17 protein-coding genes are annotated in these 24,379 nt (G+C 41.2%); 9 read left to right on the top strand and 8 right to left on the bottom strand.

Features of this window, described 5'->3' with window-relative positions; translation table 11 throughout:
• Nucleotides 1-217: 217 nt before the first annotated feature.
• Complete coding sequence (locus H6H03_RS13285) at nucleotides 218-1,069, bottom strand: alpha/beta fold hydrolase (protein WP_190955560.1); 852 nt, start codon at nucleotides 1,067-1,069, stop codon at nucleotides 218-220.
• A 374-nt stretch (nucleotides 1,070-1,443) separates the two neighbouring features.
• On the opposite strand from H6H03_RS13285, the gene H6H03_RS13280 reads away from it, so the two are divergent.
• The 4 genes from H6H03_RS13280 (at nucleotide 1,444) to H6H03_RS13265 (ending at nucleotide 7,950) form a co-directional block, all read left to right on the top strand.
• Nucleotides 1,444-2,976 (top strand): SagB/ThcOx family dehydrogenase, encoded by a 1,533-nt coding sequence (locus H6H03_RS13280; protein WP_190955559.1) that lies wholly within the window; start codon nucleotides 1,444-1,446, stop codon nucleotides 2,974-2,976.
• Between the two features lie 463 nt (nucleotides 2,977-3,439).
• Entirely contained in the window at nucleotides 3,440-6,238 is a 2,799-nt protein-coding gene (locus tag H6H03_RS13275) for a PAS domain S-box protein (RefSeq protein ID WP_190955558.1), read from the top strand.
• A 10-nt stretch (nucleotides 6,239-6,248) separates the two neighbouring features.
• On the top strand, nucleotides 6,249-7,754 hold the full coding sequence (locus H6H03_RS13270; RefSeq protein ID WP_190955557.1) for a hybrid sensor histidine kinase/response regulator: 1,506 nt from the start codon (nucleotides 6,249-6,251) through the stop codon (nucleotides 7,752-7,754).
• 4 nt (nucleotides 7,755-7,758) lie between these two features.
• A complete protein-coding gene (locus tag H6H03_RS13265; protein ID WP_190955556.1) occupies nucleotides 7,759-7,950 on the top strand; it encodes a hypothetical protein in 192 nt (63 codons plus the stop codon).
• On the opposite strand, the gene H6H03_RS13260 is transcribed toward H6H03_RS13265, so the two are convergent.
• The 4 genes from H6H03_RS13260 to H6H03_RS41270 form a co-directional block, all read right to left on the bottom strand.
• Nucleotides 7,951-10,566: a DUF3769 domain-containing protein gene (locus tag H6H03_RS13260; RefSeq protein ID WP_190955555.1), complete on the bottom strand. Its 2,616-nt coding sequence runs from the start codon at nucleotides 10,564-10,566 to the stop codon at nucleotides 7,951-7,953.
• A gap of 181 nt (nucleotides 10,567-10,747) precedes the next feature.
• A complete protein-coding gene (locus H6H03_RS13255; protein WP_190955567.1) occupies nucleotides 10,748-10,864 on the bottom strand; it encodes a photosystem II reaction center protein I in 117 nt (38 codons plus the stop codon).
• Between the two features lie 436 nt (nucleotides 10,865-11,300).
• Nucleotides 11,301-11,990, bottom strand: coding sequence for an acyltransferase (locus H6H03_RS13250; RefSeq protein WP_190955554.1), 690 nt, complete (start codon nucleotides 11,988-11,990; stop codon nucleotides 11,301-11,303).
• 597 nt (nucleotides 11,991-12,587) lie between these two features.
• Nucleotides 12,588-12,716 (bottom strand): hypothetical protein, encoded by a 129-nt coding sequence (locus tag H6H03_RS41270; protein WP_256091202.1) that lies wholly within the window; start codon nucleotides 12,714-12,716, stop codon nucleotides 12,588-12,590.
• A gap of 593 nt (nucleotides 12,717-13,309) precedes the next feature.
• On the opposite strand from H6H03_RS41270, the gene H6H03_RS13245 reads away from it, so the two are divergent.
• Nucleotides 13,310-13,633: a hypothetical protein gene (locus tag H6H03_RS13245; protein WP_190955553.1), complete on the top strand. Its 324-nt coding sequence runs from the start codon at nucleotides 13,310-13,312 to the stop codon at nucleotides 13,631-13,633.
• Between the two features lie 714 nt (nucleotides 13,634-14,347).
• Nucleotides 14,348-16,912, top strand: a complete 2,565-nt coding sequence (gene glgP, locus H6H03_RS13240) for an alpha-glucan family phosphorylase (RefSeq protein ID WP_190955552.1) — start codon at nucleotides 14,348-14,350, stop codon at nucleotides 16,910-16,912.
• Between the two features lie 67 nt (nucleotides 16,913-16,979).
• Here glgP and H6H03_RS13235 read toward each other — a convergent pair whose 3' ends face one another.
• Together H6H03_RS13235 and H6H03_RS13230 are read right to left on the bottom strand one after the other, a co-directional pair.
• On the bottom strand, nucleotides 16,980-17,447 hold the full coding sequence (locus H6H03_RS13235) for a DUF29 domain-containing protein (protein ID WP_190955551.1): 468 nt from the start codon (nucleotides 17,445-17,447) through the stop codon (nucleotides 16,980-16,982).
• Nucleotides 17,448-17,563: 116 nt separating this feature from the next.
• Entirely contained in the window at nucleotides 17,564-18,304 is a 741-nt protein-coding gene (locus H6H03_RS13230; protein ID WP_190955550.1) for a DUF429 domain-containing protein, read from the bottom strand.
• Between the two features lie 442 nt (nucleotides 18,305-18,746).
• Here H6H03_RS13230 and H6H03_RS13225 point away from each other — a divergent pair, with 442 nt between their 5' ends.
• Both H6H03_RS13225 and H6H03_RS13220 read left to right on the top strand, forming a co-directional pair.
• Nucleotides 18,747-20,012: a glycosyltransferase family 4 protein gene (locus tag H6H03_RS13225; protein WP_190955549.1), complete on the top strand. Its 1,266-nt coding sequence runs from the start codon at nucleotides 18,747-18,749 to the stop codon at nucleotides 20,010-20,012.
• A 116-nt stretch (nucleotides 20,013-20,128) separates the two neighbouring features.
• Complete coding sequence (locus H6H03_RS13220) at nucleotides 20,129-20,995, top strand: calcium-binding protein (protein ID WP_190955548.1); 867 nt, start codon at nucleotides 20,129-20,131, stop codon at nucleotides 20,993-20,995.
• A gap of 276 nt (nucleotides 20,996-21,271) precedes the next feature.
• On the opposite strand, the gene H6H03_RS13215 is transcribed toward H6H03_RS13220, so the two are convergent.
• A complete protein-coding gene (locus H6H03_RS13215) occupies nucleotides 21,272-22,852 on the bottom strand; it encodes a B12-binding domain-containing radical SAM protein (protein ID WP_190955547.1) in 1,581 nt (526 codons plus the stop codon).
• Nucleotides 22,853-23,260: 408 nt separating this feature from the next.
• Between H6H03_RS13215 and trpS the strand changes: the two genes are divergently transcribed.
• The gene (gene trpS / locus H6H03_RS13210; RefSeq protein ID WP_190955546.1) at nucleotides 23,261-24,271 is read left to right on the top strand and encodes a tryptophan--tRNA ligase; all 1,011 of its coding nucleotides are present in this window, start codon (nucleotides 23,261-23,263) and stop codon (nucleotides 24,269-24,271) included.
• Nucleotides 24,272-24,379: the final 108 nt, after the last annotated feature.

Below are 24,379 nucleotides of genomic sequence, written 5' to 3'. Positions count from 1 at the left end.
GGATGGGGAAGTGTGGGGGGATGGGGAAGTGTGGGGGGATGGGGAAGTGTGGGGAGAAAGAGAATTTATGCCCTCGTCTCTTCCCACACCTCCCACACCTCCCACACTCCTGTTTGCCCAATGCCCAATGCCCAATGCCCCATGCCCCATGCCCCATGCCCTTAGAGATCGCTCATCTTAATTCTTCTGTTGTTGTGGGATAATCCCGTTTAAATAATCATGAGATTTTCGATCTGTGTTCTGCTAAGAATGCTGCTACAGTTTGGTTAAATGGCTCTGGTTGTGTCAAAAATGGCCAATGATTGCCGGGAACTTGGGAAATGCGTAAGTTTTTCAGATAGGTTTTGTAGGGTTGAATTTGCCAATTTTGGCGGTTGAGTCCCTGTTCTGGTTGGATGAAGAGGGCAGGGGTATCAAGGGGAATTGTAAAACCAGGCACTTGCATTACTGCTTCAAAAATTCCATCGCGGGCGGGAATAGTAAATTTGCTCCCCCAACTACCATCGGGTTTTTGCTCAATTCCGTCTTGGAAGACTTGCTGTTGTAGAAAACTCCATCCTTCATATTGCTTTAATTTTTGTGCTTGCTGTTCGGCTTCTTCCTGACTGGCAAAGGGACCCATGCTTTTAAGAAAAGGCAAGAAGCGATACAACATTGGAAAAGTTAGCCTGAAGATGCTGGGCATTTTCCAAATAAAAATTGGATCGATTAAAACCATACTTCGTAAACGCTTTGGGTTTTGTCTTGCCCAAATGGCGGCTAATTTGCCTGTCCAAGAGTGACTAACAATATGGGCAAAAGTCCATCCGAGGCTCTCCATGAGTGCTTCCAGGTCTGCGATCGCACTCTCAAAGCTATAATCTTTATCTGGTTTACTACTTTCGCCATGTCCACGCATATCTGGTGCGACTATGTGGTAATCTGCCGCCAAGTAATCTGCCAAATTAGACCACACAAGAGCATGGTCACCTAAACCATGTAACAACAGTAAAGGTTCTTGACCCTGGTTCCACTCTAAATAAGAAAGTTGGATATCAGGTTTTGATAAAGTCTGACGTACAGGCATCATTGCACATCCATCTGTGGCGAGATATCTTTGCGTTTATATCGTACTGCGAAAGAAGGGATATGGGGCATTGGAGGCAGGAGGCAGGAGGCAGGAGGCAGAAGGCAGGAGGCAGGAGGTAGAAGGCAGAAGGCAGGAGGCAGGAGGCAGAAGGCAGAAGGCAGAAGGCAGAAGGCAGGAGGCAGAAGTTGTTTAATTTTGAATTTTGAATTGATTTGTCTCCCCATGCCCAATGCCCAATGCCCCATGCCCCATACCCAATTCAGTTACCAAATACCACTTTGTGAGTCTGAGGATTGTACTAATTGACACGAAATAATGAGACTGATGAATGCCAAGATCAAAGATAAGGATGCCCTAAGGATATTAAAAGTACTATGCCAGAATTACACCAATCAATTGCTCAGCATTATCACGAACGGACTAAATACGACCCTGAGACTCTGGCTTTGAAAACTCAAAGGTTAGACTGGGCTAAGCAGCCAGTACCTTTCAAGGAATACAAAATTGGCTCTACTTACGATCTCAAACCTTATATCCAAGAAAAACCAGAGGCATTTGCTAATAATCGAGATGCTCAATGGTGGCAAAGACTGTCGCGGTTGCTGTTTCGCAGCTATGGACTAACGGCGAGAATGCCTTCTATGGGAAGTGCGGTTTATTTACGTGCGGCTCCAAGTGCTGGTGGGTTGTACCCTGCGGAGGTGTATTTAGTTTCCCGTGGTACGCCGTTATTACCTCCAGGCCTGTATAATTACCAGTGCCGGACTCATTCGCTGATGCATTATTGGGAAAGCAATGTTTGGCAAACTCTACAAGAAGCTTGTTTTTGGCATCCTTCCCTAGAAACTACGCAATTGGCAATTATTGTGACGGCGGTTTTTTATCGTTCTGCTTGGCGCTATGAAGACCGGGCTTATCGTCGGATTTTTCTGGATACGGGTCACCTTTTAGGTAATATCGAGTTAGCTGGTGCGATTACTGATTATCGCCCTCATTTAATCGGCGGTTTTGTGGATGAATCAATAAATGATTTGCTTTATATCGATTCACAACATGAAGGTGCGATCGCTATTCTACCTCTGGCAGATTTGTTAGATATTAATCAAAATCTGCCTTTGGGATGCACTGCTTTACCTTCTGCCACTGAAACAAGTTATCCACAAATTCCCGATGGCGAACTGCTGACGTACTTCCACAAACACACCCAAATTCAACCAGGTGTAACTGGCAAACTCAATTTACCAACTATCAAACAAAAAAAATCTTTGGAGGATAAATATAATTTTCCTTTCTGTTTGAAAATTCCCACCACCACTACACCTATACAGTGGGGAGAAAAACTTTCAGACTTGGAAATGACTATGTATAAGCGGCGTTCTACCCGCGCTTACAATGGTGATGATTTAACTTTTGATGAACTGAAAAGTTTACTTGATTTCACTTATCAACCGCAAAGTTACATTGACCAAAATTTAGATATTTCTCCAGATTATTTTGACCTGAATTTAATAGAAACATTTATTGCTGTTTGTGGAGTCAAAGGACTGGAAGCCGGTTGTTATTATTACGCGCCCAAAGCTCAAGAATTACGCCAAATTCGGTTTAAAAATTTCCGCCGAGAGCTACATTTTCTCTGCTTGGGACAAGAATTAGGACGAGATGCAGCAGCGGTGCTGTTTCATACAGCCGATCTTAAGGCTGCGATCGCTCAGTATGGCGATCGCGTTTACCGTTATTTACATATGGATGCCGGCCACTTAGGACAACGGCTGAATTTAGCTGCAATGCATCTAAATATAGGCGTTAGTGGCATCGGTGGATTCTTTGATAACCAAGTAAATGAAGTTTTGGGTATTCCTGCTGATGAAGCTGTTTTATATATCACTACATTTGGACGCCCAAGATAGAACTAACCGCTCCCACCAGAGGTGACAGAAATTTTCTGATTTCTTTGCCTCTGGAGCGGCTCGATTTCGTCGCCAAATTTTTGGTGGCAAATATTTTTGTATATCATTTTACTTTTATTTTTCTCAGCACCTTAATACCTTGATAATAGGCTGATTTTTGTAATATAAATAACTTTGTAATACCTAAAAAGTACTGATGAAGATTGTTTGTTTTTTTATAAAAGTTGTTTAACTGATTAAAAATTTATTTATAATCAAGTACAATTAATATTTCAGAAAGGCTCTAGAGCATAAATTATTAATTTTTCAAAAAGTATATTAATTAAAAAGTAATATACTTTTTAATTAATATAAGACAATAAAATAAGTATTTTATAAAAAAAATAATTACGAATTAAAACTGATTTTTCAATTTGATTATATCCAAATCAAAGATAAAAAAGGTCTTTATAAATAAAAATTGATGCTATCTGCTGAAAACGAAAGTCAACGATTAGAAGTACTTAATCAGTATCAAATTTTAGATACACCTCCAGAAGCAGTTTTTGATGGACTAGCTCAACTAGCTGCTAACTTTTGTGAAACACCAATTGCTTTGATTACTCTAGTGGATGCAGAGCGCGAGTGGTTCAAATCAAAAATTGGAGTAACTACATCGGAAGTGGCTCGAAATATTTCCTTTGGTAATTATACAATCTTGGAAAGTCAAATATTAATTATTCCCGACACTTTGCAGGATGAACGGTTTGCCACAAATCCCTTAGTAACATCAAATAATGGTTTTCGCTTCTATGCAGGAGTTCCTCTAATTACCTCTGATGGCTTTGCATTAGGTACTCTTTGTGTGGTTGATTTTGCTGTAAGAAACTTAAATCTTAAGGAGCAAGTAGCTTTAGAAAATTTGGCTCGACAAATAATTATTCATTTAGAGTTACATCGGCAAAAAATTATTGATGATAACTCAATAAGGTTTAATCTTATTTTTACTAAAAATCCTAATCCCATGTGGATATTTGACGAAAATAGTCTGCGATTTTTAGATGTAAATGAAGCTGCTATTGTCCACTATGGTTATTCGCGAGAAGAGTTTTTACAAATGCGAATAACTGATATTATTTTTTCACAATATGTGCCGATAACGTCGGAATATTGCGACCAAAAAGATTGTAGTTTCGATTTTAGTGAACAATTGCAACATCGTCAAAAAGATGGAAACATCATCGATGTAGAAATTGCCTCACATCCAATAGACTATGCCAATCATAAAGCTCAGTTAGTTAATATAAAAGATGTTACAGAACATAAACGAATAGAAAGAAGTCTTCAAGAAAGTGAAGCTAGATTTCGAGCTATTTTTGAAGCTATTCCTGTTCCATTAATTATTTCCCGTGTAGCTGATGGTTTAATTTTATATGCTAATCAGGAATTAATTCAAACTTTTCAATTTTCTCCAATAGATTTAATCAACCATAAACATTTATTGGATTTATACCAGAATTTAGGAGATTTTAGAACACTGTTAGAAGTGTTAAATAAACATGGTTATATTCGGAATTATGAACTTGAATTAAAAAGAGCAGATGGTACTTATTTTTGGGCGATCGCTTCACTACAATATTTAAATTTTAACAATGAAGCAGCAATCTTAACAGTACTTTATGATATCAACGATCGCAAAAATATTGAAACAAAACTTCAAGAAAAAAATGAATTCTTGCGGTTAATTTTTGAAAATATACCGTTGATGATCGCACTCATTAATCCTAATGGTAAACTTCAGTGGGTGAACCAAGAGTGGGAAAATGTTCTAGGTTGGAAATTCCAAGATTTTCAAAATGCTGATGTTCTAGAAGTCTTATATCCTAATCCCGAATATCGTCAGCATGTGATTAATTTTATTCAGTCTGCCCAACGCAATTGGGGTGACTTTAGAGTTCGGCTGCGGGATGGCCATTTACTAGATACGTCTTGGACTAATGTTAACCTGCCAAATGGTCAAATTATCGGTATTGGGCAGGACATCACAGAACGTAAGCAAAGTGAACTTGCGATTATTGCTCAAGCCGAACGAGAGCAATTGATGAGGACTGTTGCTCAAAGAATTCGTCAATCTTTGAATTTGCAAGATATTCTCAATGCAACAGTTGAAGAAGTGCGAGATTTGCTCAAGGTTGAACGAGTAGTGGTTTATCAGTTTAACCGAGAGATGATCGGCACAATTATGGCAGAATCTGTAGAGCCTGGATGGACGGTTTCCTTAGGTGTAGAGATTCATGATACTTGTTTTCAAGAAGGCGCAGGAGTAGAGTATTATCAAGGACGCAAACGAGCGATCGCTAATATTTATCAAGCTGGACTAACTGAGTGTCATATTGAGCTATTAGAACGGTTTGATGTCAAAGCAAATTTAGTTGTACCCATTTTACTAGAAGTAAACTCTCAAAACCCTGGTTCACGCATTTGGGGTTTACTAATCGCTCACCAATGTTCTCGCTTTCGGGAGTGGGAAGAAAATCAATTAGATTTGCTCGATCAAGTTACAGTACAGTTGGCGATCGCCATTCAACAATCTAGCATCTTTGAGCAAGCTCAAACTGAACTTATTCAAAGACAAAAAATTGAAGTCAAGCTCAGAAGCGCTTTGGCTGAAAAAGAAGTTCTCTTAAAAGAAGTACATCATCGAGTTAAAAACAATTTGCAGATTGTCTCTAGCTTATTGCAACTCCAGTCTCACACAATTAAAGATCCAGAAGTTATTAAAGTTCTCAGAGAAAGTCAAAACCGCATCGAGTCAATATCTCTAATTCACAAAAATTTATATACTTCTACTAACATTGGGCAAATTGATGTTGGTGAATATATCCATAATTTGGCAGCCAGTCTGCTAATTTCTTATCAAATAATTCCCGGTAGAATTACTTTAGAAACTGATATAGATTCAGTTAGTTTGAATGTTGACCAAGCTATTGCCTGTGGGCTAGTGATTAACGAATTAATCTCCAATGCCCTCAAGCACGCTTTTCCTAACCAACAAGCAGGCACAATTCATATTACTTTACGAAATCTTAATAAGAGTATCGAGATGACTATCCAAGACAACGGTATTGGTTTACCGGATAATTTAGATTGGAGAAATACTGGTTCTTTGGGCCTCTCTTTAGTGTATGACTTAGTTACAGAACAACTCGAAGGTGAGATTACTCTAGAACGCGATCGTGGAACAGTATTCAAAATCCAATTCACCCAGTTAACTTTGGATTAGTAAATATCAAATGCCTCAAGCTAGGATTTTAGTCGTTGAAGATGAAGTGATTGTGGCTAGAACTATTGCCAGCCAACTCAGCCAATTAGGATACACCGTCACAGGTACAGCTTCCTCCGGAAAAGTTGCCATTGCTAAGGCGTGGGAAACTCAACCAGAACTAGTACTAATGGATATTATCCTCAAAGGAGAAATGGATGGTATTGCTACTGCTGCTCATATTCGCGAACAGCTAGATGTTCCCGTGATTTTTCTCACTGCCTATGGTGATGAAAATACTCTAGACAGAGCAAAAGTTACTCAACCTTTCGGATACATTGTTAAACCATTTACGACAAAAGATTTAAGAATAGCTATTGAAATCGGTTTGTTAAAACACCAGTTAGAACGCGAATTGCGGGAGAATCGAGATCAATTAGCAACTCTTTTAAACTCCATGAGTGATGCTGTAATTGCCACCAACGAGCAAGGAATGGTGACATTCATGAATCCCGCAGCTGAGGCAATAACTGGATGGCAGCAAGAAGATGCTTTAGGAAATGAGGCGTCAAATATTTTTCATATTGTCGATGAAGTTACAGAAGCTACTTTAGAAAACCCAGTCACAAGAGTACTGCGAGAACAACAGGTTGTTTATTTGGGAGAATTCACATCTTTGATTACTAGGGACGGAAAAAGAGTTCCCATTGGTGATAGTGCTTCACCGCTGAGGCGGCGTCCCGACCAGATAAATGGTGTAGTAGTTGTTTTTTGGGATCTTAGTGAACGGCGTCAAGCACAATTGCTAGAGCAAGCATTACAAAAGGAGCAAGAACTTAACCGTCTTAAGTCTTTATTTATCTCGACTGTATCTCATGAATTCCGTAATCCCTTAACAGTTATTCAAACGGCAGTAGAACTCATAGAAATTCAAGGTTCGCATTTGACAGATGTTAAAAGACGCACTTATTTAAACCGCATTCAAGGAGCAGTACAATCCATGAACCAACTCATGGAAGAGGTACTATTTATGGGCCATGCGGAGGCAGGAAAACTCGTATGCAATCCTGCTCCAATTAACTTAGAACAATTCTGTAGAGAGCTAATCGACGATTTTTCTACTGTTATAAATAGTGTAAGTCAAATTATTTTTACTTGTCATACTGAAAATACGAACGCTGTGATGGATGAACGGCTTTTACATTACATGTTCGGAAATTTACTGTCAAACGCGGTCAAATATTCTCCCAAAGGTAGCAATATTCAATTCGATTTAATATGCGATCCTACGGATAAAGTAGCAATTTTTTATATTCAAGATAGAGGCATTGGTATTCCTGAAGCAGACCAAGCCCGACTTTTTGAATCATTCTATCGAGCCTCAAATGTCCAATCAATTCAAGGCACTGGATTGGGGTTAGTTATCGTTAAAAGATGCGTTGATGCTCACGGAGGTCAAATTAACTTTACAAGCCAAGTTGATGTCGGTACTACATTTACAGTAATTTTGCCTTTAAATCCCGAATCATTGGAATAGGGCATTGGGCATTGGGCATTGGGCATTGGGCATTGGGCATTGGGCATTGGGCATTGGGCATTGGGCATTGGGCATTGGGCATTGGGCATTGGGCATGGGGAGTGCTGAGTTAGGAATTATTCTCCCTGTCCCCGTGTCCCCGTGTCCCCTTGTCCTCTTCCCATACCCAATGCCCAATGCCCCATTGCAATTTTGATTAATAATTCTGTTGCACGCCGCCGACTACTGGTTTAATTTCAGAAAATGGATCGGTGCCACCACTCCAGTTAAAATCACTAATTCGGAAGCTTACAGCACCTAGCTCCAGTACCGGATTGTAACGCAAGGTAATGCCATAGGTGCGGCGGCTATATTCCACTATGTAGTCAGTGCTAGTTTCTTTACCTGTATCTAAGTTAATTGATGTTTGAAAGCCTAAACGTAGAGGCCCATAGATTTGCTGTGTAATGCCAGCAGTCAATATTTTGTTATCAACGGAGCGATCGAATAAAAAAGGTGATAATCCGTTATTTAAAGCTTGAGAATAACTAATATTAAAGGCAGTATAGTCGAAAAAGGGTCGAGAAAAATTACCAATTTGTCCTAGTAAGCCAATTCTACCAGTTAGGGTGCTTTGGTTATCTCCATTGCTGTAATAACTGCTGGTACCGGTGACGCCAGCGATCGCTTGTAAGTAAGGAACTACAGGGGTAGCTGTGTATCGTAATCCCTCACTGGATGTCGGTGGTAACGGTTTTCCCTGCCATAGCAGGAACCCAGTACTGAGGTCAGCACTGGCTTGTAGGCGACCTAGTGAGATGCGATTGTTTTCCCGCACTGGTTCTAGTAAGTCTAAGCGATCGGTATTGGCATCAATATACTGGGCACTTGCTTGATAGGTAAGGTTGATGCCACTTTTCCCTAAAGGAATCACAGGAGAGGTAATCAGACCACCAAAACTACTCTGAACGTCTTGAAAACCAAGGCTGCCATTGTAGAGACGATCGCGGTAATTGTATTGCAAATTCAACAAATGAGGAAGGCGATCGCCTAATATTTGGCGCAATCCCAAATTCGCCCGAAAACTGTCTTCTACATTGTCGAAGTCAAAACTGGTTAACTCTCCAGTACCTTGAATTACAGTTCGTGGACTCAAAACAGAATTTATCCTGGTTCTGACACCAAATATTCCGCTTAAGTTATCCGTTCCTTCTATAGCCCTTTGTACAAATAACTGGGGCGTGATTGTCCAGCGTGTCTGCTCTGTATCGATGACTTGAAAGCCACGCTCAACATAGAAACCACCTCGGTCTTCTCCGTCGTAGCCGGGAGAGACGATAAAGGGTGTAACATCCCGCTCTCGACGGTCAATCGTCCGCTCATTTAGGGGAATTGGTAAGGAAATCGTTTGATCTAATACCAAACGCTGTCCGCGTGTCTGGATGCGCTCTACCAAGGGTGATTCCCGCGTGGAAGTGACTTTATCTGCACGTAACTCTAGTTCTGGGGGCGAAAAAGGGTCATTAGTGATGCGGACATCGCTTGCTTGCCAGCCTTGGGGATAGAAGTCAATTTGTTGGGCTTCAAACCTCAAGCGCTTGACTGCACCCCCAGCTTTCGGGGGGGGGAGATTGCTAGCTTCTGTCTGACCAGCACCAACTGTGATATCGATTCCTCCGGGACTGCTGACACTTGAAAGCGGCTGATTAGCTGTAATGCGATCGCTCGGCAGGCGTTGTGGAACTCCACCAGCAGTTATGTTTGTGGATGAGAAAGCAAAGTCTGTACTGGCTGAGGGTACGAAAATTTCCCCTCTACCATTTAGCATTTCCCCGCTATCTTGAACAAAGTTATAGGTAAAACGTTGTCCCCGCAGTACTTGATCGCCCCGTGTGAGAATGACATTACCTTCCCCCGCAGCAATCAAGTTATCCAAATTGACTTGTAGGCGATCGGCATCTACTACCGCTCCATCAAATCGGACAACCACATTACCAACAGCTGTAATAATCCGCCGTTGTTCGTCATACTCCTGCCGATCTGAAGTTACTTCGACAATTCTCGGTGCGGCGGCTGGCGGCGTAGTAGCTGGCGCTTGTGGCTGATTTGTTGTGTCTACTTGTGGCGTAGGTCTTGGTGTTTGGGTTTGGGAATAGAATTCTACCGTGAAGGGGGCAGAAAGTTTGTTTGTTGGGTTGCGAGACTTGAATTGGATTAAATTTTGTACTGATTGAGAATTGGATGCAGAAACAGGAGGAGGGGACGCGGGGACGCGGGGACGCGGGGACACATTAGAGTCAGGAGAGTCTAATGAGGTTTGTTTTTCTTGGTTATTGGAGTCGGGATTTGGCGATCGCTTTTGAAGTTCTTCAGACCCTCCAACTTCTGTTTTTCCCTGTCCCCGTGTCTCCCCGTCTTTGCGTCTGTCTACCTCTGTATCTTTTTTTTCAGCAAGATTAAAAGTCTCAACTTCCTGCGTGGGATAACCAACTTCTAGAGATTGTCCTAGAAGTGCCGCACTTTGGGAGGCGCTACCAGAAGAAAATTCTGGCGGGAAAGTTTCTGGTGGATTGGGTGGAGATGGAGTTTCGGCAACTAGCACCTCATCAGCAGTTGAGTCGAGCGAAGTTGGCGATCGCGGATAACTTTTCGTCTCACCTGCGATCGGCAACTGAGCTAAATCCTTATCATGCTTGGATTTGCCTTTCTTTAAGAGTATCCGAGTTTTTACACCTGAAGTAGACTTAGTGTCACTAACAGATAAGACAGGATTGGCAATTTGTAAAGGTTCGAGAATAGGAGGCGGATCGGGCGGCAGAACTGGATGAAGCATATTTGAGCAAAACCGAGCTAACAAACAGCCAAATGGCGAACAAAAGCATGAATATACATTTTGCCTTTCGACTGTCGCCTTCTGCTACTTGGAGCAGGAAACTTACTAACTTTAACCTAGTAAGTTTCCGTGGCGTTGAGTATTTTCCGCCTTCCAAAGTTGTGGATAATTTATCGCTGTTTTACTCCAAGTCGCGACGGCCGGGGTTACGAGCTGGGTCGTTCGACAAAAATCCGAAGACGAAGATAGCTACAAAGAAGGCAACAACAATATAAACAACGATTTTTAAAGTCACCATACAAACATCTCCAAAGGGTATAACAAAGAGAGCTTTTGTTTCAGTATCTGCCATGCAGAAAAAGTAGCTACTTTATATTACCCACATCTCGTCCCTTTTTGAGACCAGATTCTGGGGAGTGTTGGCTGTTGACTGTTGAGTGTTGACTAGAGGATGGGAGGAAATCAGGGGTGTAGAAGATCTTACGGCTATTTTCAGATAAATATACCACGGGCTAGGGGCGCAAGGCCTTGCGCCCCTACGACTCCTAACCCAGCACTCCCAATACTCAAGTTTATTGAAAATGGTGCGTGTCTGACTTGCTAAATGTCTCTAAAAAATAACTCAGAGACTGGCTATTCTTGAGACGTTGACTAACAATATAAGTTTCCCAAAAAGTAGAGTTTAGAGAAAACACTTACCATATCCAGTTCTCAGTCATTAGTCAACATTTACCCTAAAGTTTTGCTAGTTCCTTACCAATTCGATTTTTGATTACTCGTGCAGGTATGCCTACAGCAACTGAGAAAGGGGGAATATCTTTATTCACAACTGCTCCCGCACCAATCACACTGCCTTGACCAATGGTAACGCCATCTAATACTGTTACTCCATGCCCTAGCCAACAGTCATCCTCGATCGCAATTCCCTTACGAGTCACACCTTGGGATTTTATCGGTTGCATTGGATCGGTAAAGTTATGACTATTAGCATATATACCTGAGTGGGCTGCAATCATACAGTGTTTGCCAATTTTAATGTCTCCTGGCCCTTCAATACATACGTTGGGGCCAATGAAGGTGTCTTCATCAATATGTATATACGTATTTTCCAAACACCCGATATCTACGTAACGTTCAATAGCGACTCTATTTCCTAGATGAATTCTATTATTTTTGTGTCCACTAGCGTCCAACCGCACACCTTTAAAAATATATACTCCACTGCCAATTTCAATACAAGAAGTACCGTTAAATTCAACACCATTTTGGATATAAACTGGGTTGCCTATTTTGGCAAAAATAGTACGATATACTAAATTTCGCAACTTTGGGCCGAGAATGAGTGTCGGAATATCTCCGAAGACTGTAGTTACTAAAAGTTCTTGGGCGCGTTGAAATTTTGAGAAATATTGGTCTTTATGCATGGTTACATATCTCTTCAATCAATTGTTGTTGAGGTTTTGAAGCTTTTTTTGGGCTGTATCCTAATCTCATGCCCATACCATTAGTATTGGTATGTCTTAATACCTAATTTAAGTTACCGCTATTACTGTATTCCCTAGATTTTTTACATGGCTTTCCAATTTGGAACAACCAAAGTCTGACTTGAACTATACAAGCAATTTTTTAACTTTAATGAAGTATGATTACTCACCTAATATGCTTTGGCACTAGTAAGCTTACGCAAAAGTTTTGCTGATTTTTCAAAAAATGCATTGCAGAGTCAAAGTTCAGACTATTAAATTGTCTAATGGGAATATTTTTTCCTTGAGATAGGTTACTGTTTTGGTTCTGGGGCAAAAAATTTTAAAAGCTTGTTACACAACTACGTATAGAGTTGCTTACCTGAAGGTTATTCTCAGGCTGTGTGAGTGTTTTCAAACAACTCAGTCCTACAAGCTATTTGGCAACAAAAATACATTTGACTAGACTATTTCAAAGCTCAAAGACAATTTATGTCTAGCAGGATATGTAATTATTGTTGGATTTTCATGGGTAATTCTGCCCAAATCAAATCCAATTTAAGGTGGATTATCTCCCACATCGGCCATCACATTGAAGTTAACCATCGGTGCAAACAAGTAAGCGCTTCCCCGACTGCTATGACGGCTTTCTTGCAACGAATTTCTAGAGTATGCTGCTCCAATCATGTTGCACACGGATGATTTACAGACTAACCAATTCATCCTTATTAATTAGATGAATGGCTTTTAATTACAATTGTTTTTAACGATAACACATTTTATTTTTAGTGGCGCAATCTTCCTGAAATCAGTTAATTTTCAGGCTATTTACTGATAAAAATTATGAAAATCAGCTAAGTTTTTTACGAGCTAATTAGGGACTAGAGGCGCGGGGTACAGGGGCACAGGTAACAGGGACAGAGGGGCAGAGGGTAAATCATGACTAATGACTAATGAGTAATGATATTTATACCGTCACTGAACTCTAAAAAAAATTTTAGTTTTTGTTAAATTTAAAATGATATCTACTATACTAAATCACACCCTCTTTTTGGCAAAAACAAAAACCTAAAAATTAGCTTCTTCCCTGTTACTTATATCTCAAAATTTGTAAATCACCCAAATGGGTGAGCCAAGCGGGTGATGCGTGCTTGGGTTTACTTGTTATAAATTTTATGGAAAGCTAAAACGTATCCGAGTTTCAGGGAAAAGTTGACAAGGCAAGATGCAATTGGAGAAATTCAGGTATCGGTTTTAAATCACACACTTGGTCTAACATTATGGCTTTAATTAAACAACTTGTAGAAGAAGCTCTAGCTACTGGTTATTTGAGTATTGTAGCTGAAGAGGAAATTCGATCGCTAATTCAAAGTGATTATGATTCCGAAGATCTAGATGCGTGGATATTATTACAGCGATCGGTTGTTGCAGGTGATGTAAAGCAAGAATCACGGCGTAAAAAAGTTTCGCCTGCTCCTAAAACCAAGGACGCTTCATCAAGTATTAAACATGCTTATCAAGTGGCAGCGGAGATTGCTTATGCCGCAGCTATAGCTCTCACAATGTCAAAAAATACTAAGGATCAGCCTTCACTAGGTGCATAAGATAAGTAACTGGGCTTAAATAATTTTCCTGGGGATAAGGCAATAGGCAATAGCCAATAGGTAACAGTAATTAGCACTTTAGTGTAGTTTATTTTTTTCACATAGTTTGGTTTTATTGTGTCAACTTAACAGAAGAGTGAATTGTTTTACTGTTGTAGTATCAATGTTTGTTTGATACTAAGTGGTTGGCGTAGGCGTAGCCCCTCGTAGACATCGCTTTTTCTGCTGAACTCCTGACTACAGTTTTCCTCAACAACAGCTTACGGCTGGGTGAAACAATGTCATGCGATCGCATAAATTTAGGTTAACCTAACTTATGCATTGTGATGACTCTAATATCAGGAGGATTTTATTAAAAAATAATTAATTTTTTCTGAACGTTACAATTGGGATGATAATATCTAACCTCCGATAAGGCACGATAATTGATCCCCAAAAGGAATAATAAAATAAATCTAAATAATTTATTAAAAACTCAATTATATTAAATGATACATGCCAGTAAATGGTTAAATTTTCATATACCAAGTACATGGCTGAAAGTAACGCATAGAATAAAAAATACCTTGGTGTAAACTATAGCAACGAGGTTAAGAAAAATTCTCAATGCTTAACAAAGTCATGGCTTTTTCACAAACTAGGCTATGGAGAATTGGCAACATTGGTAAAGAAAGTAAACAATAACCATAGCTAAACTTGGAGTTTTGCCAACCTATGCAGCCAATTCGCACATTCAATGTCTCCCCCTCACTACCGCCGCGACTCGAACCGCTGCGGCGGCTGGCATATAACTTGCACTGGGATTGGAACGTTGAGACTAAAGATTTATTTCGTCGTTTAGATCCTGACCTGTGGGAATCTAGCCGTCATAACCCAGTATTGATGCTGGGTACTATTTCTCAGGCGCGACTTTTAGAAGTTGTCGAAGATGAAGGCTTCCTCGCGCAAATGGATCGAGCTAACCGTCAGTTAGAAGATTATTTGCAAGAACGCACCTGGTACCAGAAACAACGGGAAAATAAACCAAAAGAATGCTACGCCTATTTCTCGGCGGAATTTGGACTTGTTGATTGTTTGCCCGTCTATTCTGGAGGCTTAGGCGTTCTGGCGGGGGATCACCTCAAATCTGCCAGTGACTTGGGTCTACCCCTTGTAGGTGTAGGTTTACTTTACCAGCAAGGCTACTTTGCCCAGTATCTCAATGCTGATGGTTGGCAGCAAGAACGCTACCCCATCAACGATTTTTACAATATGCCCCTGCACCTAGAGCGCAATGCCGATGGTTCAGAACTACGGATTGCGGTAGACTATCCAGGGCGCAAGGTCTACGCCAGAGTTTGGCGCGTACAAGTGGGAATGGTGCCTTTATATCTGCTAGACACCAACATTGAACCCAATAATCCCTACGACCACGACATCACAGACCAACTCTATGGTGGCGACATCGACATGCGTATCCACCAGGAAATCATGTTGGGGATCGGTGGCGTGCAAATGCTCAAAGCCTTGGGGCTAAACGTAACCGCCTACCACATGAACGAAGGTCACGCTGCCTTCTCCGCCCTAGAACGCATCCGCTTGCTGATTCAGGAAGAAGGATTGAGTTATGCCGAAGCTAAACAGGTGGTGGCTTCGAGCAATATCTTCACCACTCACACGCCAGTCCCCGCAGGTATTGACTTGTTTTCTCCCGATAAAGTTTTGTACTATCTGGGGTACTATGCAGAAATCTTTGGCTTGCCCAAAGAACAGTTTTTAGGACTGGGGCGGGAAAATACGGGTGATTTATCTGCGCCTTTCAGTATGGCAGTGTTGGCGTTGAAAATGGCAACATTTTCCAACGGTGTGGCACAACTGCACGGCGTAGTGTCGCGGCAAATGTTCCAAGGCTTGTGGAAGAAAGTGCCAGTGGAAGAAGTACCCATCGCCGCCATCACAAACGGTGTCCATGCTCGGAGTTGTGTTGCCAAATCAACTCAAGAGTTATACGATCGCTACCTGGGGCCGAGTTGGTCATCAGCACCAGTGGATAGTCCACTGTGGGACAGGATGGACGCCATACCTGATGAAGAATTGTGGCGCAATCACGAACGCTGCCGCTTAGACATGATATTGTACGTGCGGGAGCATTTGGTCAAGCATTTACGCGATCGCGGCGCTTCACCCTCAGAAATTGTCCAAGCCCAAGAAGTTTTAGATCCCTACGCTTTCACCATTGGCTTTGCTCGTCGCTTTGCCACCTACAAACGCGCTACCCTGTGGATGCGCGATGTAGAACGCATCAAGCGGATTTTGTTAGCCAATAAAGACCGAAAGGTGCAATTTGTCATCGCCGGTAAAGCACATCCTAAAGATATTCCCGGAAAAGAACTCATCCGCGACATCAATCACTTTATCCGCGAACAGCATTTAGAAAAGCAGGTAGTGTTTGTTCCTAATTACGACATTCACATTTCGCGGTTGATGGTAGCAGGTTGTGATATCTGGTTAAACACACCGCGTCGTCCACGGGAAGCATCTGGTACCAGTGGCATGAAAGCCTCCATGAATGGATTGCCGAATTTAAGTGTACTAGATGGTTGGTGGGATGAAGCTGATTACGTCCGCACGGGCTGGGCAATTGGACATGGAGAGAATTACGACGATCCCGCCTACCAAGATGAAGTAGAAGCAAACGCCCTCTACGATTTGCTAGACAAGGAAGTCGTACCGCTATTTTACGAACATCGGGATAGTGATGGCTTACCGCGGCCGTGGGTTGCCAAAATGAAGGATGCAATTCGCTTGAATTGCCCATTCTTTAATACAGCGCGGATGGTAGGAGAATATGCACAAAGAGCTTATTTTCCAGCTAGCGATCGCTATCATACCCTGACCATTGATAACTATGCCCCAGCCAAAGAACTAGCCGCTTGGAAAGCAAAACTCAGCGACCACTGGTTCAACATCAAAATCAAAGATATTGATGTATCCACACCTGCGGATATTGAAGTTAACCAAACTGTGGCTGTCAAAGCCAAGGTTGACTTGGCAACTTTGGACAATGATGATGTGCAGGTAGAGTTATATCAAGGTGCGATCGATGCCAATGGTGATATCGTCAACGCGGTGACAGTGGTGATGGATTACCAAGGCGAAGATAGCCAAGGATTGAGTACTTACACCGCTAACATTACCTACACCACCTCCGGTTTGCAAGGCTTGTCTTTGCGCGTATTGCCGAAAAATCAATATTTGGCTAATGCCTATGAGCCAAGGTTGATTGCTTGGGCAGAATAAGACTACTAAATAGTTTTTGAATACTCAAGATTAGGCGTTGCTGATTTCAATTTAGCAACGCTTTTTTTTACATAATTTCAGGTAGATAATTAATATCTAATAGCTGTTCTAAGGTATAAGTGCAAGATTGGGGTAAGTTATTGAGTTTGCCTTCAGTTTTCTCAAGAACATACCCTAAAGCATCATCATAAATTAATGGTAATTCTTTTTCTAAAAATTGATATAAATTCGTTGTCAAGTTACGTTTTAGCTGAGTTCTAAAACTTCTAATTTCTGCTCTCGAATGTCCAGAATTATATTCAGATTCTTCTTTCCAATATTGCAGCAACAAAAGATGTCTAATAACTTGCTCTAATAAACTAGCAACCCTGGCTTTGTCTCTGCGTCCCAAATTTTCTAGCTCCTCAATTAAATTTTCTAAATCTAATTCTTCTAAATGATGAGCTTTCAATAATTTAATTGTTTCTTCTAACCAGAGATGTTCATCAATTTCATAAAGCTCTTTTAAACTCAAATTAGAACTAACTTCTTGCATAAAACCTCGGTAAAAAAGACTGGAGATTGGGTTTGCAGCAATATATAGCTCATAATCTAACACGCCTTTTCTGCACCTGGAGCGTGAGATAAAATCTTATTTTCGACAACGCCATTTTAAGTTAAAATTCTTTGGGGAATGACAATGTAGCCAGTGGTGCGATCGCCAAGTACTAAATTACGTTCTTCTCCCCAATACCACCAGTATGCAGCAATATAAGCGCAAACTAGGGCATCTAGTTTATCTTCAGTTGCTTTCAAGGCTGCGCCTGTGATGGGGATTTCTGGAATGAACGAACCGCAGAGGCGCAGAGGACGCAGAGGGGGGGAGAGAGAGGGGAGGATATCGACAAGATAATTTTGCAGTTTGATTAATTCTAAGCGGCGTTCGCTGAGGCGTCCTTTTTTGTATTTGAGGATGCGTTCTAAGTTAAAAAGATGAACAATGGCTGGGTGGGGGAAGACTTCTATTTGATATCGGCTAAGTTTTTGTGGTTCGATGGTGGGTGCGTGTAAGTAGCCACGAGATTCTAATTCTAAGCCAAAGTTGATGGTGCGATCGGCAAAGGGTAGGTTTTTGTTAGCTGGGTAACATCCGGCATGATATTTACCAAAGTATTTGTGGGTGAGTTTGTCGGGAAGGCGACTTCCAGTGTCGTTGGGTATGAGGGTGGGTGCATCTACGGCGATGATGGCTGGTTCGTCTGGTTGTACGCTGTTATCAATCCATATCAGGATGTCTGCAATGGCTTCTTTGCGGTCTAAATCCAGTAGTTGCAGTTGTCCATCTATCCATTCTAAACAGCATAGTCCGCTTGGTTGGGATTTCCAGCCTAAATCAATGCCAATAAATTTCATGGTCGTTAGAAGAATTTCCAATTATTTTCGCATTTCACAGCAACGGCTCACCAAAACAGCACTCAGTTACATTCAATGGGGAAGCCGTAGGGTGGAAGATGTGACTTGGGACAAATTAGTATGAGTATTCAAGAACAAATTAGGTTAACTAATATTGAATTGCGAAAAAATTCTGGCAAATAATCTTATAATCTTAAAAACATTACCAAAATTCAGGAGCCAGAATAATTGACCAATTTGCAGAAATTATGATGAGCCAAGAACAGCATAATTAATTATTGTTGAAAGAAAATATTTCACACTTATTTACAAATTCGGGAATATATGATTTTACAATTGTAGAAATACAATAGCTTGCTTATGTACTAATCATTATTAACTACTTACAAATTCTGTCTTCTGTTTTATTTTACCTCACAATAAGCTAATTAAAATTATTGCGATGCAGATTTTATTTTTACATCCCAACTTCCCCGCGCAATTTCGTAACCTCGCCATGTTTTTGGGCAGGGATAAAAATTTCAGAATTGTGTATGGCACAAATCGTCGCGAAGGAGAAATATTTGGCGTTCATAAAGCTATTTACACTCCTTCTCGTGAAGCTGCTCCCCAAACCCACCACTATGTTCGTAGCCTGGAAAATGCTGTACTCACTGGTCAAGCTGTTTATCGCATAGCAGAAAAATTAAAAGCTGAGGGTTTTGTCCCAGATATAGTTTATGGTCATTCTGGTTGGGGGCCGACTTTATTTATGAAAGATGTGTTTCCCAAAGCAGAATTGTTGTGTTATTTCGAGTGGTTTTATCATGCTCATGGTTCCGATGCAGATTTCGATCCCAATGAACCATTAAATGCTGATGATGTATGCCGAATTCGCGTGAAAAATACGCCGATTTTGACTGATTTATACAGTTGCGATCGCGGGCTTTCTCCTACTCATTGGCAGCGGCAACAATTTCCTAAAGAATTTCGAGATAAAATCACTGTCTGTCATGATGGAATTGACACTAAATTTTTTGCTCCCATACCAGATGCAAAGTTAGTTTTACCAAGAATAAATCTCGACCTTTCCCATGTGGAAGAGTTAGTAACTTATGTGGGACGAGGAATGGAACCTTATCGAGGTTTTCCGCAGTTTATGGAAGCTGTAGCCCTACTTCAACAACGGCGACCCAAATGCCATGTAGTAGTTGTGGGAGAAGATAGAGTTGCTTATGGTAAAAATCTCCCGGATGGCAAGACTTATAAACAATTAATGCTAGAAAAATTATCTTTAGATTTATCAAGGCTGCACTTTACAGATAGCCTACCTTACCATGAATATCTCCAGGTATTACAAGCATCTTCGGCTCATATTTATTTAACCCGTCCTTTTGTTTTATCTTGGTCGATGTTAGAGTCAATGTCAGTTGGATGTCTGCTAGTAGCTTCCAGAACTGCACCAGTTTTAGAGGTTATACAAGATGGCGTTAATGGACTGCTTGTAGATTTCTTTTCTCCCAAAAATATTGCGGATCGGGTTGAAGAAGCGCTGGATAATCCTCAAGAAATGAAAGCGATTCGTGCCAACGCACGAGCGACAATTCTCAAACATTATGATGTGGCAAAACTCTTACCAGAGCATTTGGAATGGATGTTAAGTACTAAAAATGCTGAGAGTAAAAAGCGCCAAACCACTAAAGTTTCCAAAGGATTTGGCGGAAATTAAATATTGGGAATAGGGCATAGGGCATAGGGCATTGGGCATTCGGGAATGACCAATGACTATTGTACAGACAAGGGTTAATCGCGTCTCTAATAACTAATAACTAAATAACATTAAAAATGCGAATTCTTCTTACTATTGCCCATTTTTTTAAACCTAGCGATGAGGGCCGTCACGCTTCCCAACGCAAAGACCCCAAACCTCGTTTGCAAGCCTTAAGCCAAAGCCTTACTGCCTTGCACCAATTATTTGGGAAATCTCAAAGTATTATTAACATTGCTCAGCGATTAGCTTTTCCTGCTAATCAACCCCAATCTCACGAATTAGATATTGTTATTTGTACAACCCAAAATCATCATCTTTTGAATCAGCTTCCTGTACCATCTCATTTATATAAGCATCATTCTAGTAATGTAGAACCTATGCTTTTAGGATTTGAGTGCCAAGCTGTTCTGCAAAGTTGTCTTGGTAAATACGACTACTATTGTTTTTTGGAAGATGATTTGATCGTTCATGACCCTTGGCTTTTTGTCAAATTAAACTGGTTTACCCAACAAGCAGGTGACTCGAACTTACTCCAGCCAAATCGCTATGAAATCTCGCTTCATGGTTTAGTTCACAAAGCTTATATTGATGGAGATTTGGCATTGCGAGTCACTGCTCCCTTTCAAAATGTGCAGGAACAACAAGAACTCAAGGGTACAATTATGAATACACCTATTACTTTTAATCGTGCCCTCAATCCCCATTCAGGCTGTTATTTTTTAAATGCAAATCAGATGGCTCATTGGGCTAATCAACCTTATTTTCTTGACCGAGATACAAGCTTTGTTGGCCCTTTAGAAAGTGCTGCTACTTTGGGAATTATGAAAACATTCAAAATTTACAAAACCTCGGCAGAACAAGCAAGTTTTTTGGAAATTCAGCACTTTGGAACAGGATTTTTGGGGTTAATAGGAGGACAGGTAGGTTTAGCAGAAAGGTAAATCGAATTTAAGAGTTTGATTTGTTGGAGTACAAACAATTGGTAGGGGCGCACAGCTGTGCGTCCCTACTGTGTATCTCATCGAAATGAAAATTGCTATATATCAATACGGTTCAGTTAAGGCTAGCACTCTTTGTCAAAGTCATTTTTTTTAACGTAGACGCGCAGCGGCTTGCCGCAGGCTACCACAGAGGCGCAGAGTACACAGAGAGAGAAGAAAGAGAAGGAAAAAATTGCTTAACTGAACTGTATTGTGCTATGTATTGCTGCTTTTTTCTTAAATTGTGACTAATGGTTTTTCAACAGGGGTAGGCGTGGTTAGCGGGTCAAATCCTAACTGCTCAGTAATGCGTTCTCTGGCTAAAATACGGTATTCCCAAAAATGTTCGCCAGCTGCACATAAACCCAAATACATATTCACGAATTGGGGCTTGGTGCGGAGGATAGTCCAAAGCTGTTGCCAAAATTGACCGCGAATTTCCTGCCGTTGCCAGCCTTGTCGCCAGAGCAAGTGTGCAAGTAGTCGCAGTCCTTTGCCAGGAGGAAAATACATCGTCTGCTGTAGTTGGGGATTAGGGGTAATCTTCAGACATTGTTCAAAACAACGTCGGAGATAATTTTTGGGTTCGTACATTCTCCAAATTGCCTCTAAATATTCTTTAGCAATTTCAGCCATCGGACGGCTAGGAACAAAATTCATTAAGGAGTTCTGATCCCCCACCTCCAAACCTCCAAATCCTTCTAATAATCGCTCCTCTTGTTTTAGCCTTTGCCACAGGGCAGTATTGGGTAGGGCTTGCAGTATACCTAGCATCGGTTGAGGAATGCCAGTTTCTTCGACAAAAGCTTGAATTCGCTCACCAGCACCACTTTTTTCTCCATCAAAACCAATGATAAATCCTGCATAAATGAGTAATCCTGCTTGATTGATGGTACGGCAGGCTTCTAATAGGGGATTGCGGGTATTCTGAAACTTGCGAGTGACTTGCAGGCTGTCTTGATCTGGTGTTTCAATACCTAAAAAGACTGCGTAGAAACCAGCTTTAGCCATTAGTTCTAATAGCTCAGTATCTTCTGCTAGGTTGACGGAAGCTTCGGTAAGAAAGGTGAAGGGATAATTGCGTTCCTGCATCCACGGGATTAATTCTTGTAAAAGGCGTTTAACATTGCGCTTATTGCCAATAAAGTTATCATCCACTACGAACAGAGATCCGCGCCAACCCAAGTCATAGAGGGTTTGGAGTTCTGCTAGGGTTTGGCTGGGTTCTTTGGTACGTGGTTTGCGACCGTATAAATTGATGATGTCACAGAATTCACATTCAAAAGGACAACCGCGAGAAAACTGGATTGCCATCATTAAGTAATCATCTCGCTTGAGTAAATCAAAGCGAGGTATGGGGCTTTGGGTTACATCTGGTTTTTCAAGGGCGCGGAAGGTTCCTTGTTCTTCACCTTTGGCGATCGCTTCTAAAAATTGTGGAACTGTAATCTCCCCTTCATCTAAAATCAAGTAGTTAGCTCCTGCTTTTCGTGCAGGTTCTGGTACTGAAGTTGGATAAGGACCACCCACAGCCACTTTTTTCCCTAGCTGCGCTGCTTTGTGAATTTGGGCGAGAAAGTCTTCTTTCTGTGCAAGCATGGCAGAAAGAATCACGATGTCACACCATTCCCAATCAGTATCTGTTTCTTGGTTAACATTGCGGTCATAAAACCGAACTTCCCAGTCTGTTGGTAGCATAGCGGCAACAGTCAGAATTCCTAACGGTGGAATAAATGCCTTCAGTCCCGCTATTTTCATGAATTCATCGTAAGACCAAAAGGTTTTGGGAAAGCGGGGGTAAAGTAAGAGTACTTTCATTGCTGTAGTCCTTGAATTAAATTTTGTTTGCAAGATTTTTTACTTTTGATAAAATCGTGTTTTGGATGCTTATTGCAGAGATGATGCTAAGATCCCACTACCGCATTCTTTCTCTATCTGTCTGTAGACAGACATTTGCATCGGCAAAGATGATTTTTTTTTAGTCAGTTGGCAGGATTACCGCCCTTGTCATAAAAGCTAATGGCGGAACGGAAATTCAGAGCAAACCTGCCGCCATGACTAAATTTCTAATTCCTCAACGGCGAGTTGACCTGGAAAATGTCAAAATTAAATGAGTTTTGCGTAAGCGCGTTTGGGTTAATGCAGCCTCTTGTAGAGAAGAGAAGCGAATTGTCACCAGACCGCCATTTAATTAGCGCAGATTTGAGATAACTAAGTTGAGAATTTATGGGCAAGCAACGTGTTCTTTCTGGAGTTCAACCAACCGGCAATTACCATCTAGGCAACTACTTGGGAGCCATTCGCAACTGGGTAGAAGGTCAGAGCGAATACGAAAATTACCTCTTTGTGGCTGATTTACACGCAATTACCGTGCCACATGACCCAACACAGTTGGCAGCTGATACTTATACTCTTGTTGCTTTGTATCTAGCTTGTGGTCTTGATTTAAATCACTCCACCATTTTTGTGCAATCCCACGTTTCGGCCCACAGCGAACTCACCTGGTTGCTCAACTGTATTACACCCCTAAACTGGCTGCAAGATATGATCCAGTTTAAGGAAAAAGCCGTCAAGCAGGGAGAAAATGTCAGTGCAGGCTTGTTGGATTACCCGGTGCTGATGGCATCTGATATTTTGCTTTACCAAGCCGATAAAGTGCCAGTGGGTGAAGACCAAAAGCAACATTTGGAATTGACACGGGATATTGCGGCTCGATTAAATCACCAATTTGGGAAACCAGAACAGCCAGTTCTGAAGTTACCAGATCCTTTAATTCCCAAACAAGGAGCAAGGGTGATGAGTTTGGCGGACGGTACGCGTAAAATGTCGAAGTCCGATCCTTCGGATTTAAGCCGCATCAATTTGCTAGATTCACCAGAGCAAATTCAATACAAAATTAAGCGTTGTAAAACCGATCCGATTCGTGGTCTGACTTTTGACGATCCAGAGCGTCCAGAGTGCAATAATTTATTAACTTTGTATACATTGCTTGCTGGGAAAACAAAAGAAGATGTAGCAGTTGAATGTCATGATATGGGTTGGGGACAATTCAAGCCTTTGTTAGCAGACACAATTATTGAGGCTCTCAAACCAATCCAAGAAAAATATCAGGCGGTAACTGAGGACAAAAGCTATTTAGAGTCAGTGTTGCGGGATGGAGCCGAAAAAGCTAGAGCGATCGCCAATCAAACTTTATCACAAGTCAAAATAGCTTTAGGCTACTCTCTACCTCTATGAGTTTTACCTTTTGGGTGTGATTTGTTATACCATTTAACAAGAAAGAATTCAAGCGTTAGTCGCCAGAATTCTTCAATTGAATTCTGAATTCTGATTTCTGAATTCTGA

This window comes from Nostoc paludosum FACHB-159 (assembly GCF_014698835.1).
Taxonomy (GTDB): domain Bacteria; phylum Cyanobacteriota; class Cyanobacteriia; order Cyanobacteriales; family Nostocaceae; genus Nostoc; species Nostoc paludosum.
Note: the sequence above shows the minus strand (reverse complement) of the source record. Positions and strands in the feature narration are given on the sequence as shown.